The following is a 15,811-nucleotide window of genomic DNA, read 5'->3' as shown; positions in this document are numbered from 1 at the left end:
ATAATATTATTATAAAATTTACAAATACAAAAAACCAAAGGAATAGTCCTTTGGTTTTTTACATTTTTTTATGTTGTTTAGAAATCTTCTTCCACTTATCACGCTCAGCTCTTGCGAGAATAGCATCTTGTTTTCTCATAAAATACGCCAATTCTCTTTGCAACTTTTTATAGCTTTGCAAACGATTTATCGTCATTAGCCCGTTATCAATTGCTTTATGCACTGCGCATCCTGGCTCATTCTCATGTTTACAATCTCGGAAGCGGCATGTTTTTGCAAATTCTTCAATATCAGAAAACGTTGTTTGGATTGCATCGCTTCCATCCCAAAGCTGCAACTCCCTCATGCCAGGAGTATCAATGACTAAGCCCCCACTCGGTAATTGGAACAGCTCACGATGAGTTGTCGTATGCCGCCCTTTACTATCTTCCTCACGTATATCTCCCGTTTTCGCTATCTCAATTCCTACGAGTGCATTTAACAAAGTAGATTTTCCAACCCCTGATGAGCCGACTAAAGCAATTGTTTTTCCTGAAGCAACAAATTGTTGTAACGAGTCAATACCTCTATGCTCTAAACTATCGACGACGAAGATCGGAACACCAATTGCAACAGCTTCCGTTTCTACAATTTTTTGTTCCACATCTTCACATAAACTACTTTTTGTTAAAACAATAACAGGCATTGCACCACTTTCATACGCTAATAGTAAATAACGCTCCAACCTTCTTACGTTAAAATCATGGTTAAGTGCATTCACTAAAAATAAATAATCAACATTTGCTGCAATAATTTGTTCTTCAGTTCTATTACCAGCTTCTTGTCTTGAAAAAGAACTTCTTCTCGAAAAAATACGATGAATGATTGCCTTTTTCTCATTTTCTATTTTCTTTATATACACCCAATCACCAACTGCTGGGTAATCTCCTTTCGCTACCGCTTCATGTCGAAACTTCCCAGACAGTTCTGCCATATATTCACCGTCATTACAAATAATACGATATATATGCTTATGCTCAAGTAAAATACGCCCTACTTCATAATTCTGCTCTACAGCTTGCTCTTCAAAAAATGAATCCCAGCCGAACGACTCTAAAATATTTTGATTCAAATCAAGATCCTCCCTAGTTTGTACTAAGTGGAAGGATTGCGAACTATCTTATATAATATCGCCCTTTCCATCCACGTTTGTATTTAATTTATTATTCATTACAGTCATATTCGCCATAATACATCACTCCGATCTTATTTTAATTACTCTCATTATATGGAATATCAATTTAAAAAGCTACTTTATTTGACGTAATTTTCAAATAAATATCTCTTTAACATTCTAATTTGTCCACGGTGATTAATTTCATCTTCTATCACATGAAACCAAAGATAGTGCTGGTTATACGCTACACCGTTAGGCCACTTTCTTTCTGACATTAGCCATATATCATCTACTTTACTCAAATACTTTAGCGACTCTTCTCGAACACTTTGCAAAAATTGTACATAATACTGTATTTCATGACCATGAATCGTTCTCCCAACTTCCCCTAAATACAGTGCATCTTCCCATATTTCTAATTCTTCTTTTGTAAAGTCACGATTTTGAAATGAAATAAGCTGATGGGCTTTTTCTATAGATGCCATATGTTTTAATAAGGCGCCAATTGAATTCCCACCACTTGGCATAATAAAATCTAATTGCTCAACTGATAGATTTTCTATTTCCTGTAATGTTACCGCCCTCGTATGCTCCAGCATACTTACTAATTCCCCTATATTTTTCGTATAACCATCCACACTTCTTATTCGATACTCTATATTCATATCACACACCTCTTTCTGTATTCATATTATTGTAAATATGATTCATATAATAGACTGAAATATATCAAAATTTTCTGTTATAATTAAATTGAATAAGATTTACCCAAACAAACTTTCTCAATATGCTTATATGAAATATGAAAAGGAATCAATATGAAAAAATCGAATCTTATTCACTAAAAGGAGTGGATTCGATGGAAATGTATCAATGGCTAACCGCAATTCTCGTTGGTGGCATTACTGGCTTCGTTTCCCATCTAATCAATAACCAAGGTAAGTTATTGCTTCCACGCCGTTTGAAAACTTTTTTTCATTTTGGATTTTTAACTGATATTTTTACTGGTAGCCTAGCCGCACTTCTTGGACTCGTTTTATTCGATGTCACCGCAATAAAGGAAATTATAAAAGTCTCCATTGTGACTGCTATTTCCGGTCAAACTTTTTTACTTCACCAAGCTCTAGGTGGTGAGCAGGCTAAAAATACGCAAATTGGAAAAGCTGATGAGAAGATTCAAGAAATTGACAAATTATTACGACGTTAGTCTATACTTTCTTTAAAAATTATTGTTATAATGAAAAATATATATTTTCTATTGCGTCGTTTGTCAGAAGAAAGGGTGTTTCGTATGACAAAAAAGAAAATAGAAGATTTCTTAACAAACACCGAAAAAGAGGAACTGCTAGAAAACTATAAATGTTTACGAGAAGCCCGCACAAAAAGCGAAGCTAACTATTTTGGTGAAGAAGTAAACCATCTACTAAATAAAGCAAAACAACGAATTATTAAAGATGCAGGCATACATGATGAAAATGCAGCAACTGTTCAATCAAAGAGAAAAGCACTGTTTTAGTGATATTAGCTAAAACAGTGCTTTTTATTTACAAAGATTTTCACCATAAGCATTTTTCACATTACTTTCACATCTATTTCACAAATATAAGTAATCCTATATGTTAAACTAAGTATATCCTTTTCCAAGGAACTATATGCCGATATATAAATCCCTATCTTTATAGGGATTTTTTATTTTTATACTATATGCTGTTTATATAGCATAAAAGAAAAGGAGCTTAGCATGCGATCTTCCCCTTCCTCACTACTCTTCTAATATTAACTCGATTTCTTTCATTGCCCCTTCATTCAATGATACATCCACCGCTTTCACACTTTCTCTTATTTGCTCAGCCCGCTTTCCACCAGGTATAACAGTATCAATTCCTTCTTTATTTAATAACCATGCTAACGCTAAATGAGGCAATTCAATATTATTTTCTTTAGCTACGTCTTTTAACTTTTCAACTTTTTTAAAGTTACCTTTATATATATTTTCTTCAAATAGATTTACACTTTGACGCCAATCCCCTTTATGTAAGTCAAAATATTCTGTGTATTTACCACCTAATATCCCAAAGGCTAGAGGCCCATACGGTATAAATGAAATACCTTCTTTTATACAATACGGCAATAGTTCTTCCTCGGCAGTACGATTTAACATATTGTAAGGCGATTGTACAACATCAATATGACCATGTTGATTCGCTTCTTTTAATTGTTCTATGTTTACATTCGATATTCCAATTGAACGAATTTTCCCTTCTTCTTTTAAACGAGTAAGCTCTCCGATTGAATCTATGTAACTTGTTTCAGGATTTGTAAAATGTAAATAATATAAATCAATATAATCAGTCTGTAATCTTCTTAAGCTATTCTCCACAGCATTTCTTAAATAACTTGGTTCATTGTTAATATAAGTTTCTCCATTTAATAACGGTTGAATTCCACCTTTTGTAGCAAGTATAAGCTCATGACGTTTTCCCTTTAATACCTCTCCTACTAATTCCTCTGATCTACCGAAACCATATGAATCTGCTGTATCAAAAAATGTAATCCCTTGCTGAATAGCTTCTTCTACTAATCGCTTCCCTTCTTCTTCATTCACATCAGCATATAAATTATGTCCCCCTACTGCATTTGTACCTAAACCCAACTTTGAAATATTTAGTCCTGCCTTTTGCAATTTTGTATACTTCATTTTTTCTCCCCCTATATTTCTATTGTTCGAATATATTCGAACAATAGAAATATACCACTTTATATGTTATAGTGCAAATATCTTAACTTATACAAGCAGGTGAAATATGCGTACACTCTATCATCCAAATCGAGAAGAAATTCAATTTTCTTCTGTCTTATATGCACTTAGCGATCAAATTCGTTTACAAATTGTAAATATGTTACTAGAGAAAAACGAACAATCTTGTGGCGCTTTAAACATTCCTATTGCGAAATCAACTTTATCTCACCATTTCAAAGTTTTACGTGAGTCAGGTGTTATGTACACGCGCCTTGAAGGAACACAACGTTTCATTTCAATTCGTGTAGAAGATTTAAATGCTAGATTCCCAGGTTTGTTACAAGTTGTATTACATGCGACAGAGCCATACTAAAAAACATCTCACTTACAAATGAGATGTTTTTTAGTATTTGTTATTCTTTTAATAGATCTATTAATCCATTCCCTTCAGATGTACGCTCATATCCTAAAGGTACAGTTCTTTTAATAAGTTGCGAGTATATTTCTGGCTCTGATAACTTTCTGCCATATTCTCTTTCGTACTGCTTAATGAGAAGTGCTAATGCACCAGCGACATGCGGTGTCGCCATTGAAGTTCCACTTAATACAGCATATTTCCCCTCTGGATACGTAGATAATATTTCATCACCTGGCGCTACTAAATCAATTTCTTGATTTGAATTACTAAAACATGCGATTTTCCGCTCTAAATTGACAGCACCAACTTCAATTACTTCAGCATAAGCACCTGGGAAATCTAGTTCCTCCGTATTATCATCACAATCTCCATCATTTCCTGCAGCACATACAACGAGAACATCTTGATTTACTGCATTTTGAATAGCTTCATGTAATTCCGGAACGTCTTGCGGACCACCAAGTGACATTGAAATAACTCTGACTTCTTCTTTATTAGGTCCTCTCCAATTTACAGCGTAATGAATCGCCTCAATAATTTGCTCATAGCTTCCAGAACCATCTCCCGCTAAAACCTTTAACACTAACATTTTAGCAAGAGGTGCGACTCCTAAAACACCGACATCATTTTCAGTCGCTGCAATCGTCCCCGCTACATGAGTCCCATGGCCGTTATTATCAAGGTAAATGTTCGGATCTCCTTCATAATCTTTCGTGAAATTTCTCCCACCAATAATACGATCTTTTAAATCTATATGATTAATATCACAACCTGTATCTAATACGGCAACGACAACATCTTTTCCTTTCGCACTCTTCTCCCATACTTGTGGAGCGTTAATCAGTTGTACACCTGGTGGAATTTCATTTACTTGTTCAACCACCTTATTTACGGTAAACGGAATCAATTGTATACCTTTTTGTTTATTCGCTGTACTACTGTTCATCGTAATCCCTCCTGAAAATATATTATTTTCATTTCAGACCACTATTGAATAGGTTTACATTTAACATTCGTTTTAACTGTTCTATTTTCCTTCATTTCAAATGTTTCTCAATATAACTTACCAACATTTATCCCGTGCTTTGCAGGCAATAACAGTTCAAATCATTCAATGAATGTATAAAAATAAAAGGACCATTAAATGGCCCTTTTATAGTTTTTTTAAAGAATCATATATAATCTTTAAAATATTATAAATGAAAACTAAATCTCACTTTTTTTTAAAAACTTCTCTATTTCTTTTATTAAATGTTTCGCTCCATCTATACTAACAGTAATGTTTCCATTTGCTAATGATATGTTCTGATCTGAAACATCACCTGTTATTTGACAAGCATTGTAAGGTTCATATTTTTGTAAAATGACTTTATCTTCATCTACGAAAATTTCAAGTGGTGATTTAATTTGTATACCTAATACATCTCTTAATTCTTTAGGAATAACAATTCGTCCTAATTCGTCTACTTTTCGAATAACTCCTGTTGCTTTCATATTACTCCCCCCTTACTCTCTATTAATTTTCCACCTCGCTTTTTCCATTTTATCACTTTTTGGCAATACTTGTATCTTTTTAGAAAATTTTGTACTCAAGTTAAAAAAACACAGTTAACGAATACGTAATCTCTCTTTCAATTGTTTTAAATAACGAGATCGTATTATTAAGAAGTATACAACTTGAATTCCTACGAAAATACTTAATACAATTGTATTTTCTTTAAACAGTGAGTACTCAAACATCTGTCCTAACGCAGTTAACGCTACTGCCCCATGTAATGTTGCAACACCTATCGGAACGAAGAATAAAAGTGCCAATCGAATTGTAACTACTTTCGATAATTCCCCACTCGTTAAGCCAACTTTTCGAATCATTTCAAATAACCGAGTATCATCCTCCAAATCAGAAAATAAACGGAAGTAAAGGAAGCTTCCTGCACATACGAAAAATACAATACCAATAAAGAAACCTACAAATAAAATTGGTCCTGCGATTTGTAAACTTTGGTTTTGTTCGTACTCTTCTGCACTAAACGTTGCATGTTCTTCATAAGGCTTCATCTGACTCGTAAGTTCTTTACCAACCTCAATTTCATCTTTCATTCCTTCAGTTTTATACATATAATCTTTTGTTTCTATAAATCCACCTTGTAATGAATCATATTGATTATTAGGGATTACATAAACATTTCCTCTTAATATTTTCCCCAATGAAGAAGAAGTAACTTTTTTCACTTTTAAATGTTCATTCATATTAGGTAAAGTAATTTCTTTTCTTTCTTTCATCGGTGGTCCTGGTATTTCGGCCGACAAAAATAAAATCTCTTTATTTGCTACAGTATTAAATGGTTCTCCTGTTAGCTTTGCATATTCCTTATACTCTGATTCTTTTATAAAAATGGCGCTTCTTAATGACTGCTCCTCCGTTTTCTTCGATGAGATATTAGTTTTTGAAGCTGCTATATTATGTTTTTTTAGTCCCTCATCAATGATCTTTAGATGCTGTGATTCATTACTATTCCCTTGCTTAGAGTGGTAATGAAACGCAATTGGCCTCTCCATAATCCCTTTCGTCATTGATGCAAAGCCAACTAATGTACCTATTGCCGAAAATGCTACAGTTGAAATTATCGTTACAATAAAGAACATTCTTGCGTTATCTCTCATACGGTACGCTAAATCTGACAACGTAATAATATTTGTCTGTGTCCAATAGAAACGTTTACTTTTTTTACATAGCCGAATAATAAAGACACTCAACTGCTTGTACAGCAAATACGTACCAATAATGACTACCGTTGTAACCGGAATCATCATCACAAATACCATAGCACCATGTGACATAAGAGCGCCTGTATAACCAGTACTAAGCAATACTACTGCTAATATAGAAGAAATACTCGATGCTTTCGGTTCTGGCTTCGCCTCTGCTGATCCTCTAAACAATTTCATAATATTATTTTTACGAACCATTCCGGCACTAAATAATGAAATAATCATAAATAATATGAAAAACATAATACTCGTTACAACAATTGCTTTCATTGGAATATAATAGGATAAGGAAATATCTAGTTTTAATATCATCGGAGCTACAAAAATTAATACTCCTGAAAACAACATACCTGAAAGAATCCCGAAAATAATTGCCCCTATTCCAATCATAATATTTTCAAAGAAGATAAGACGCTTTAATTGATATTTCGTCATACCAAGCATCATTAAAATTCCTAGTTCACGCTTTCTCGTTTTTAAAAACATTCCCATTGAATATAAAATAAAGAAGAATGTAAATACGTAAATAATAGACTGTGCAAACGACATACTTACAAATACATACTGTCCTAATTCTCCTGCACTTAATGCCGGATGAAACGCAAAAAACGAATATACAAAAAAGGCCATAATTGCAAATGCACTACTCAAAAAATATGCTGAATATGTCCGTCTATTTCGCGTTACATTCCGATATGCGAGTTCTCTAATGTTCATATTACTTCTCCGCCCTTCTACTAACTATGCTTTTATAGTAGTAAAGTAGGGAAATACCTTCCATCGATTCAAATGACAAAAACCTTACATTTTTGAAAGGTAAAAAAATTGCTTAAACGAAACAGTTTCATTATAATGACTACATTCATATTCATACACACATCCTATTGTATATTCGTTAGTTTTGCGAAATAATAAAGGATAGAAGTATGTACCAATATATACATAAAAATTTTTTATTTACCGCTTTAATATGAATAGGAGGAAAACATAATGACATTACAAGAACAGATTATGAAAGCATTACATGTTCAGCCTGTAATTGATCCGAAAGTAGAAATTCGTAAACGAGTTGATTTCTTAAAAGATTATGTAAAAAAAACAGGTGCGAAAGGATTTGTACTTGGAATTAGCGGCGGCCAAGACTCTACATTAGCAGGACGTTTAGCACAGCTTGCAGTTGAAGAAATTCGTAACGAAGGTGGTAACGCAACGTTTATCGCTGTACGTCTTCCTTACAAAGTGCAAAAGGATGAAGATGACGCACAATTAGCATTACAATTTATTCAAGCTGATCAATCAACTGCATTTGATATCGCTTCAACCGTTGATGCTTTTTCAAATCAATACGAGAACTTATTAGGTGAATCATTAACTGATTTCAATAAAGGTAACGTGAAAGCTCGTATCCGTATGGTTACACAATATGCAATTGGTGGACAAAAAGGTCTACTTGTTATCGGAACAGATCATGCTGCAGAAGCTGTAACAGGATTCTTTACAAAATTCGGAGATGGTGGTGCAGATTTATTACCATTAACGGGGTTAACGAAGCGCCAAGGACGTGCTTTATTACAAGAGTTAGGTGCAGATGAGCGACTTTACTTAAAAATGCCAACAGCTGATTTATTAGATGAAAAGCCAGGTCAAGCTGATGAAACAGAATTAGGCATTACTTACGATCAATTAGATGATTATTTAGAAGGTAAATCAGTTCCAGCTGACGTTGCAGAAAAAATCGAAAAGCGTTACACAGTGAGTGAACATAAAAGACAAGTACCAGCGTCAATGTTTGATGATTGGTGGAAATAGAACATAAAAAAGAAGCTAATCTTTTAGCTTCTTTTTTATATGTTAGCGATATACCCCTACTCTTTTCTCCAATAAATCTTGCAAGCAATCTTCATGTTGTTTACAAAATAACGGAGGCATTTTGTCTAATGGGAAAAATTTTAAATCTAACGTTTCATCACCGTCTATTTTTTTATTCCCTCCAACTATTGAGCATGAAAAGCACATCACAATTGTCTGTGCTTTATCTCCATTTGGATATGTTTGAAAATATTTTGTATACACTCCAATAAGCTCATGTATTTCTACATCATAGCCAGTTTCTTCTTTTATTTCTCGAATCGCAGTTTCCGCAGCCGACTCTCCTATCTCCATTGCGCCACCTGGAAAGCCCCAAGCATTAAAGTCTCCTCTTTTTTGCAGTAATACTTCTCCCTCTTTATTAAACACAAAACCACCCGCAAAGTTTAAGAAAACATAATCATGTCCTACTTTTTCACGTAATTCTTTTATATAATCGGCCATTTCCTTTCCCCTTTTCATACGTCTTCCATCGTTATCTCGCTATTTGCCAGGCAGTAAGATCCCCACCTCAAAATGTAGCGGAAGCAAAGTAATTAGGTGGGAGATCAACTGCTCATAAAAGCCTTCACTTTACTTCTTATTTATTTCTAGCAATTCAATAATTCGATCTAGCTTCTGATTCATATTGATAACATGTTGTTTTTTTGCAGCGCTACTTTGCAATAATCTTCTAATAAACAAAGTAAATGATAGGAAAAACAAAACGATAAGTTCGATTATTAAACAAGTATATATCAATATAAATATATTACTTTCGAACAAACTCATTTAAATTCCACATCCTTCCTTTTTATTTTATCACACAATTCTGTTTTTTAAAACGATACATAATAAAAAGAGCACCTTTTACAGATGCTCTTCTTCATTACTTAATACGTAAATGTAATTGTCGCTAATGAATAACCTGCCATTGCACTATATGGTGCTACTTGATAAGATACACGCTTTGCACCTTTTGGCCAATTTATTTCATTTAATACTTTCTTTATATCTTGCATTGTTCCATCCATGGACTGCTTATATCGTACTTCTACCTTTTCTGGTTTACTAGCAAATTGTTGCTGCAACTTTTGCTTAAATTCATTATAATTTTCCGCTCCGTATTGTGCAGATAAGTATTGTAAATTTGTTTCTTTTAACATTTGCTCATATACGACGGTTTTTGAACTACCAGCTTTTATTTTGTTTGTTAACTCACCAAAGTAACTTGTAGTTGCCGCTGGATATTTACTACGATCCCAGTCGTGGTCTTTACTTAATTGTTCGTCAGACATATTAAAATATGAATATGTTACACGTCCAGCTTTATCTGGTACTGGATCATCGAATGTAGTATCAAGATGGTACCATTTGTTTTCAATGTTCACTAAATTCCATGCATGAGCTTGTCCATTTCCTGTACCAGTTACAATATGATTTTGAATACCTGCTTCTTTTAGTAATTCATATGTTAATAATGTATACCCTTGGCAAACAGCAGAACGGTTCGCTAACGCTTCATATGCTGTATACGCTTGATAAGAAGTGTCGTATGATACATGTTTCACAACATAATCATGAATAGCTTTTACTTTTTCATGCGCATCCATTCCTGGCTTTACAATTGAACTTATAATTGCTTTCGCCTGAGATTTTACATATTGTGTTTGCTCTTTTGATTCACGGTATTTCACTTGTAGTGTAAACGAATAGTTCCCTGGCATCCCTTTAATAGAATATCTAGTAGAGGCTACATTATATTTTACATACTCATCAGCATCTACGATTTTATTAAACTCGCCGTACAATTGGTCCATAATCTTTCTAGCATCTCTATCTTTTGTTTTATATGTGATTGTAATATTTTCTTCACGATTATCAATCTGTTTTTTTAGTTCTTTTCTGAAATCATCTAATAACTTTGCATCTGATTGTGTCGTCACTACAGTTGGATTCGTAGCTGCATAAGATACAGTTGACGATTGTAAGCCTCCCATTACAATCGTTGAACAAAGTGCGGCAGCTGTCATATACTTACTTGTCTTTCCCATCTTGTCACTCCTTATATTCTATAACTATACGAAAAAGTATCGTATAGTTTCAGAGTATACAATACTTTTCAAAATAGGTCATATGAGATTATGCATATTAATTAATTCACATAAAAAAGGTTACTCTTTTAAAAAGAGCAACCTTTTTTATTAACAAGTTTGTAACACACAGCATGTATTTTCAAAACGTCGATTTTTCAAATCTTCATTACCAATACAGAAATATAGCATTCCTAACTCTCCCCAAACCATATTACAATTTTTATGATCTGAATCGATTTGGAATAAAAGCGTCATTTGCTGTGGATCTATCCCCATATATTCTCCTGTCTCATGTAGTACTTCCTCTTGTACAGAGAATGGCTCACCAAACATTTGATGGTTATCGTAGTTATCTGGGATTAGTTCTTCAAGTAATTGCAAGAAACGATCTGAATCGGCCTCATCTTCAATGAAAAGTTCTGGTAATTTATACGTCAGTTCAAAAGTAATTGCGCATTGATTATATTTCGCTTGCGTTTCATCCGCTCTTCGTAATTGCTCTACTGGAACATCATAATAAAGTACGCGCCCAGCTTCCATTGGATTCACATCTTCTTCAAAGTAATTTTCAATGCTAAAGAAATATAACATTCCTGCCTTAGGTAGATTGTGATTCATACGAACGTTTTGTAAATCATTTAGATTAAATTGCGCGATAAAATGTAACGGATTTCCTTTATACATTGGATATTCAAATGTATCCGGTAAATCAGGAGCTCCCCCCATTTTTGAACTACCAATCGCAACCGTTTCTTGCTGCTCAGGCACAACTTTTACACAAGGAAATACAGTATTAATAAGTTCCTCTTTTAAATGTGTCAGTCCATATTTATCAATTAACACTTCAATTTTGTTATCCATATATTCTCCTTACATCTCTATACTTATTTGTATCATAGCACAAAGATTATACTCCATTTATCACAAAATCAACAAGCCTTCAAAAAAACGGGCTTATCCCTCATACGCGAACAAGTTTAAAAAAGCATAGTATACATTGTTCCTACAAACACGATAGTTCTTTATTCCTTCCAGTACATTTTCCCTTCGTTCATTTTCATTTTTAATTTAAGGAGGAATTCCACATGGGTTACGGATATAGTTGCGGCGGTTACGGTTACGGCGGTAGTTGTGGTGGATGTGGTTATGGAGGTTTCGCTTTATTAATCGTTTTATTTATCCTTCTAATCATCATTGGAGCTAGCTGTTGGGGCGGCTTTGTAGGCTGCTAGTAAACTTAAAAACTATTGTAAAAAAGCACGTATATTACGTGCTTTTTTTACATTTTCATTTTTAGAAAGGAAGTATGTGCAATGAAAATTGATGGTGTTTTTGAAGGAGGCGGTGTGCGTGGAATTGCACATGTAGGGGCAATTTGCGCGTTAGCTGAAAAAGGGTATGAATGGGAGCGTGTAGCTGGAACATCGGCTGGTGCTATTATTGCAGCTCTTTTAGCTGCTGGCTATTCTTGTTCAGAATTAAAAACAATTATAACTGATATTGATTATAACAAATTTATGAAGAAAACTTTCCTTGATAGAATCCCGTTTATCGGTAAAGGAATAAGTGCATGGTCTACTCTAGGTATTTATTCCAATGTATTTATAGAAGAATGGCTTGAAGAATTACTACGAAAAAAAGGAATTCACTTATTTACAGATTTACCTGATTTAAACAAACTTAAAATTATTGCTTCTGATATAAGCAACGGTAAAATGGTTGTCTTTCCCGATGACTTGCCAAACTACGGATTTTTAAATTATCGCTTCTCGATTGCTAAGGCAGTAAGAATGAGTAGTACCATTCCTTTCTTCTTTGAACCAGTAAAATGGAGAACACCAAAATGGAAACAACCTTGTTATATGGTTGATGGTGGGATTTTAAGCAATTATCCCATTTGGATTTTTGACTCCCCTACCTCACCTCGCTGGCCAACTTTTGGATTTCATTTTGTAAAAGATGAAATTCAAGCTGATCCCGCCCATTATAAAGAGCCCATTTCCATGTTCAAAGGACTATTTAAAACAATGATGCAAGCTCATGATTTACGGCATTTAGATAAAGAATCAAAAGCAAGAACAATTACAATTCCTACAGGGACGATTACAAGTACAAATTTTGAATTAACGAAAGAGGAAAAAGAATGGCTTTACAATTCTGGTTATAACTCCGCAAATAAGTTTTTACAATCTTGGAACTTCAGACAATATGTTGATGAATATAGAAATGGAAATCAAGATCGCAAAACCAATCGATTTTTCCGTCAGCTTGACTCATAATATTATTATTTTCATACGAGATTTCTTGACGCTTTAATAATAAATAAGCCTAGTAATTTCATATATTACTAGGCTTATTTACCAACTACGTACCCCACACATTGCTTACGGATAAGTTAACCCTTTCGCCTCTTCCGCGGTAATTACTATGTAACGATTTCCCGTTCTTAATCCTAGCAGTTCTGCTTTTTCGACTGCGTCCTGCTTCGTCTCTGCATAAGCAGCTAAATATTTATCTCCATCGATAATTTGGCAAATTACATATTGTTTCATTACTTTCTCCTTTTACATTTTAATTAGTTGTGCAAGTTTTTTTATACCTATTTCAATTTCTTCTAACGTTGCATATGAATACGATAGGCGCAAAAATTGGTTTGCACTTCTATCATACAAAGTACCTGGATTTAATATAATCTTTTCTTGTAAAGCTTTGTCAAATAAGCTACGATTCGAAACGGGTACATTCATATGTAACCAAATATAAAAACCACCTGTCGGTTCATACCATGTTGCTATTTCACGACAATATTTCTCTAACATATGTAACATAAAATCTCTACGTTTCTTCAATTCATTTCTTACAAACTGTAAATGTTCATCATATAATCCATTTGTAAACCATTCTGCTGCAATTTGCTGGGATATAGAACTCGAACCATAATCTGTTTGCATTTTTATATCTGCCAACCTTTGAATTACTGATTCAGGTCCAACAATCCATCCAATTCTTAAACCTGGACTAATCACTTTAGACATACTCCCGATATGTAGTACAATTCCGTTTTTATCATATGCTTTTAAAGGCTTTGAAACAGGCTCATCAAACCATAAGTCTTGATACACTGCGTCCTCTATAATAGGCAATCCAATTTCATTACATATCTCCATTACTTCTTTCCGCTTCTCTGCATTCATACTAAAGTTCGTCGGATTATGAAAAGACGGAATTGTATATAAAATAGATGCGTTAAATTGCTTCTTATATTTCGCAATATATGATGCATTTAATCCATTCTCATCCATTGGTATTCCAATTAAACGCATTCCTGCTGATTGAAAAACATTAAGCGAATATAAATAGGATGGTTTTTCTAGTAAAATCGATGCCCCTTTCGGAAGAAGCCCCATAGAAATAAGTTGCAACGCTTGAATTGCTCCTGAAACAATTAAAATAGAATCAGGAGATACATATACACCATGCCCTTTTAAGTAGCCCGCAATTTTCTCCCTTAAATAGAGATTTCCTTTCGGCTCTTCATACCCAAGTGGCACGTTTGATTGCAACAGCTTATTCATTATTAGTTTCATCTTTTTTTCAGGTAAGAGACTCGGCGCGAGTTCACCTGTTCCTAAACGAATTACATGCGGATAAAATTCAGCTTGATTAATATCTTGAATAGCAGGAAGGTTCGGATAATGAAGCCCTGTTTCTACATAAGACTGCCAATTAGGAGGCGGAGCATATGTTGAAGTGTTCTCATTATTATTTACAACAATCGTTCCCTTTCGGCCATTTCCCTCAATGTACCCTTTTACTGCTAGTTCATCGAAAGCCATTACAATTGTACTTCGATTCACACCAAATGTATGTGCCAAATCTCTTTGTGAAGGTAACTTTGTTCCAACAGTCCATTCTCCATTAACGATTCTTTCTTTTATATACGTTTCTATTTGTTTATACAAAGGAGACGCTAAAGACATATCAGGCTTCCAAACTAACCTTTCCATCATACATATCACCTTACATTCTTTTTGGTTGGTGACCTCCCCAACCATATGGATGGATACAAATTTTCATTTCTTCTATACAATATACACTATCATAATGAATTAAAGTAGGAGGTAATATAATGAGTGAAGCGATTATTCACGGTATCATCCTTGCATTTGGCCTTATCATTCCATTAGGTGTCCAAAATGTTTTCGTATTTAACCAAGGTGCGAGCCAACCTAATATTTGGAGGGCAGCCCCTGTAGTATTAACTGCTTCTCTATGTGATACGTTACTAATATTAATTGCAGTACAGGGTGTATCCCTTGTACTCCTTACTTTTTCTTGGCTAACGACGACATTATATACGATTGGATTTATCTTTCTCATATATATGGGCTTCGTTATTTGGAGAAATAAGCCTTCCAAAGATGTAAAACAAGAAAAAAGCATGCCTTTAAAAAAACAAATTATTTTCGCTGTATCGGTTTCGTTATTAAATCCACATGCGATTTTAGATACGATCGGTATAATTGGGACAAATTCTATTCAATATATAGGAAGTGAAAAATGGGCTTTTACATCTGCAACGATTATCATTTCTTGGATTTGGTTTATTAGCTTAGCTTTAGCTGGAAAGTTTTTAAAGAGGCTAGACTCAACTGGAAAGGCAATCGTATTATTAAACAAAATTTCAGGACTCGTCATATGGGGAGTCGCACTTTATATGTTAAAACAAGTTATTTTCCCTAACTAAATTAATAGGATTGCACGCTAATTATAGGCCATGC

The 15,811-nt window shown here is 34.0% G+C and carries 19 protein-coding genes; 7 read left to right on the top strand and 12 right to left on the bottom strand.

Annotated features, from left to right (window positions below; genetic code table 11):
• Positions 1-58: 58 nt before the first annotated feature.
• Both rsgA and ACS2MN_RS00630 read right to left on the bottom strand, forming a co-directional pair.
• Positions 59-1,111 (bottom strand): ribosome small subunit-dependent GTPase A, encoded by a 1,053-nt coding sequence (rsgA, locus tag ACS2MN_RS00635; protein WP_001073069.1) that lies wholly within the window; start codon positions 1,109-1,111, stop codon positions 59-61.
• 182 nt (positions 1,112-1,293) lie between these two features.
• The gene (locus ACS2MN_RS00630) at positions 1,294-1,821 is read right to left on the bottom strand and encodes a DinB family protein (RefSeq protein ID WP_001019817.1); all 528 of its coding nucleotides are present in this window, start codon (positions 1,819-1,821) and stop codon (positions 1,294-1,296) included.
• Positions 1,822-2,015: 194 nt separating this feature from the next.
• Here ACS2MN_RS00630 and ACS2MN_RS00625 point away from each other — a divergent pair, with 194 nt between their 5' ends.
• Both ACS2MN_RS00625 and ACS2MN_RS00620 read left to right on the top strand, forming a co-directional pair.
• Complete coding sequence (locus ACS2MN_RS00625; RefSeq protein WP_000426310.1) at positions 2,016-2,363, top strand: DUF4257 domain-containing protein; 348 nt, start codon at positions 2,016-2,018, stop codon at positions 2,361-2,363.
• 84 nt (positions 2,364-2,447) lie between these two features.
• Positions 2,448-2,672, top strand: a complete 225-nt coding sequence (locus tag ACS2MN_RS00620; RefSeq protein WP_000162608.1) for a hypothetical protein — start codon at positions 2,448-2,450, stop codon at positions 2,670-2,672.
• Positions 2,673-2,918: 246 nt separating this feature from the next.
• On the opposite strand, the gene ACS2MN_RS00615 is transcribed toward ACS2MN_RS00620, so the two are convergent.
• A complete protein-coding gene (locus tag ACS2MN_RS00615) occupies positions 2,919-3,854 on the bottom strand; it encodes an aldo/keto reductase (RefSeq protein WP_088056051.1) in 936 nt (311 codons plus the stop codon).
• 106 nt (positions 3,855-3,960) lie between these two features.
• Between ACS2MN_RS00615 and ACS2MN_RS00610 the strand changes: the two genes are divergently transcribed.
• Positions 3,961-4,269: an ArsR/SmtB family transcription factor gene (locus ACS2MN_RS00610; RefSeq protein WP_001259904.1), complete on the top strand. Its 309-nt coding sequence runs from the start codon at positions 3,961-3,963 to the stop codon at positions 4,267-4,269.
• Between the two features lie 40 nt (positions 4,270-4,309).
• Here the strand turns inward: ACS2MN_RS00610 and ACS2MN_RS00605 are convergent, their stop codons facing one another.
• From ACS2MN_RS00605 to ACS2MN_RS00595, 3 genes are all read right to left on the bottom strand, one after another.
• A complete protein-coding gene (locus tag ACS2MN_RS00605; RefSeq protein WP_088056052.1) occupies positions 4,310-5,260 on the bottom strand; it encodes a serine protease in 951 nt (316 codons plus the stop codon).
• 260 nt (positions 5,261-5,520) lie between these two features.
• Positions 5,521-5,808 (bottom strand): AbrB/MazE/SpoVT family DNA-binding domain-containing protein, encoded by a 288-nt coding sequence (locus ACS2MN_RS00600; protein ID WP_000648323.1) that lies wholly within the window; start codon positions 5,806-5,808, stop codon positions 5,521-5,523.
• A 114-nt stretch (positions 5,809-5,922) separates the two neighbouring features.
• Entirely contained in the window at positions 5,923-7,803 is a 1,881-nt protein-coding gene (locus ACS2MN_RS00595) for an FtsX-like permease family protein (protein WP_001026008.1), read from the bottom strand.
• A gap of 273 nt (positions 7,804-8,076) precedes the next feature.
• On the opposite strand from ACS2MN_RS00595, the gene nadE reads away from it, so the two are divergent.
• Positions 8,077-8,895 (top strand): ammonia-dependent NAD(+) synthetase, encoded by an 819-nt coding sequence (gene nadE, locus ACS2MN_RS00590; protein WP_000174898.1) that lies wholly within the window; start codon positions 8,077-8,079, stop codon positions 8,893-8,895.
• Between the two features lie 42 nt (positions 8,896-8,937).
• On the opposite strand, the gene ACS2MN_RS00585 is transcribed toward nadE, so the two are convergent.
• The 4 genes from ACS2MN_RS00585 to ACS2MN_RS00570 form a co-directional block, all read right to left on the bottom strand.
• Positions 8,938-9,399, bottom strand: coding sequence for an NUDIX hydrolase (locus ACS2MN_RS00585; protein ID WP_000796418.1), 462 nt, complete (start codon positions 9,397-9,399; stop codon positions 8,938-8,940).
• A gap of 129 nt (positions 9,400-9,528) precedes the next feature.
• Positions 9,529-9,726 carry a DUF4083 domain-containing protein gene (locus ACS2MN_RS00580; protein WP_000051495.1) on the bottom strand — a complete coding sequence of 66 codons (198 nt, stop codon included), beginning with the start codon at positions 9,724-9,726 and terminating at the stop codon, positions 9,529-9,531.
• A 101-nt stretch (positions 9,727-9,827) separates the two neighbouring features.
• Positions 9,828-10,988: a transglutaminase domain-containing protein gene (locus ACS2MN_RS00575; RefSeq protein WP_000520819.1), complete on the bottom strand. Its 1,161-nt coding sequence runs from the start codon at positions 10,986-10,988 to the stop codon at positions 9,828-9,830.
• A 150-nt stretch (positions 10,989-11,138) separates the two neighbouring features.
• Positions 11,139-11,891, bottom strand: coding sequence for a YwqG family protein (locus ACS2MN_RS00570; protein ID WP_000368922.1), 753 nt, complete (start codon positions 11,889-11,891; stop codon positions 11,139-11,141).
• 224 nt (positions 11,892-12,115) lie between these two features.
• Between ACS2MN_RS00570 and ACS2MN_RS00565 the strand changes: the two genes are divergently transcribed.
• Both ACS2MN_RS00565 and ACS2MN_RS00560 read left to right on the top strand, forming a co-directional pair.
• Entirely contained in the window at positions 12,116-12,262 is a 147-nt protein-coding gene (locus ACS2MN_RS00565) for a YjcZ family sporulation protein (RefSeq protein ID WP_000540425.1), read from the top strand.
• 81 nt (positions 12,263-12,343) lie between these two features.
• The gene (locus ACS2MN_RS00560; protein ID WP_000686785.1) at positions 12,344-13,309 is read left to right on the top strand and encodes a patatin-like phospholipase family protein; all 966 of its coding nucleotides are present in this window, start codon (positions 12,344-12,346) and stop codon (positions 13,307-13,309) included.
• Between the two features lie 105 nt (positions 13,310-13,414).
• On the opposite strand, the gene ACS2MN_RS00555 is transcribed toward ACS2MN_RS00560, so the two are convergent.
• Entirely contained in the window at positions 13,415-13,582 is a 168-nt protein-coding gene (locus ACS2MN_RS00555) for a DUF3933 family protein (protein WP_000816372.1), read from the bottom strand.
• 12 nt (positions 13,583-13,594) lie between these two features.
• A complete protein-coding gene (locus tag ACS2MN_RS00550; protein ID WP_142286020.1) occupies positions 13,595-15,040 on the bottom strand; it encodes a PLP-dependent aminotransferase family protein in 1,446 nt (481 codons plus the stop codon).
• A gap of 119 nt (positions 15,041-15,159) precedes the next feature.
• Here ACS2MN_RS00550 and ACS2MN_RS00545 point away from each other — a divergent pair, with 119 nt between their 5' ends.
• The gene (locus ACS2MN_RS00545) at positions 15,160-15,777 is read left to right on the top strand and encodes a LysE/ArgO family amino acid transporter (RefSeq protein WP_088056054.1); all 618 of its coding nucleotides are present in this window, start codon (positions 15,160-15,162) and stop codon (positions 15,775-15,777) included.
• Positions 15,778-15,811: the final 34 nt, after the last annotated feature.

The sequence above is a fragment of the Bacillus cereus group sp. BceL062 genome (assembly GCF_051780025.1).
GTDB classification, from domain to species: Bacteria; Bacillota; Bacilli; order Bacillales; family Bacillaceae_G; genus Bacillus_A; species Bacillus_A toyonensis.
The sequence above is the reverse complement of the archived record's forward strand: the minus strand, read 5'-3'. Positions and strand labels throughout refer to the sequence as shown.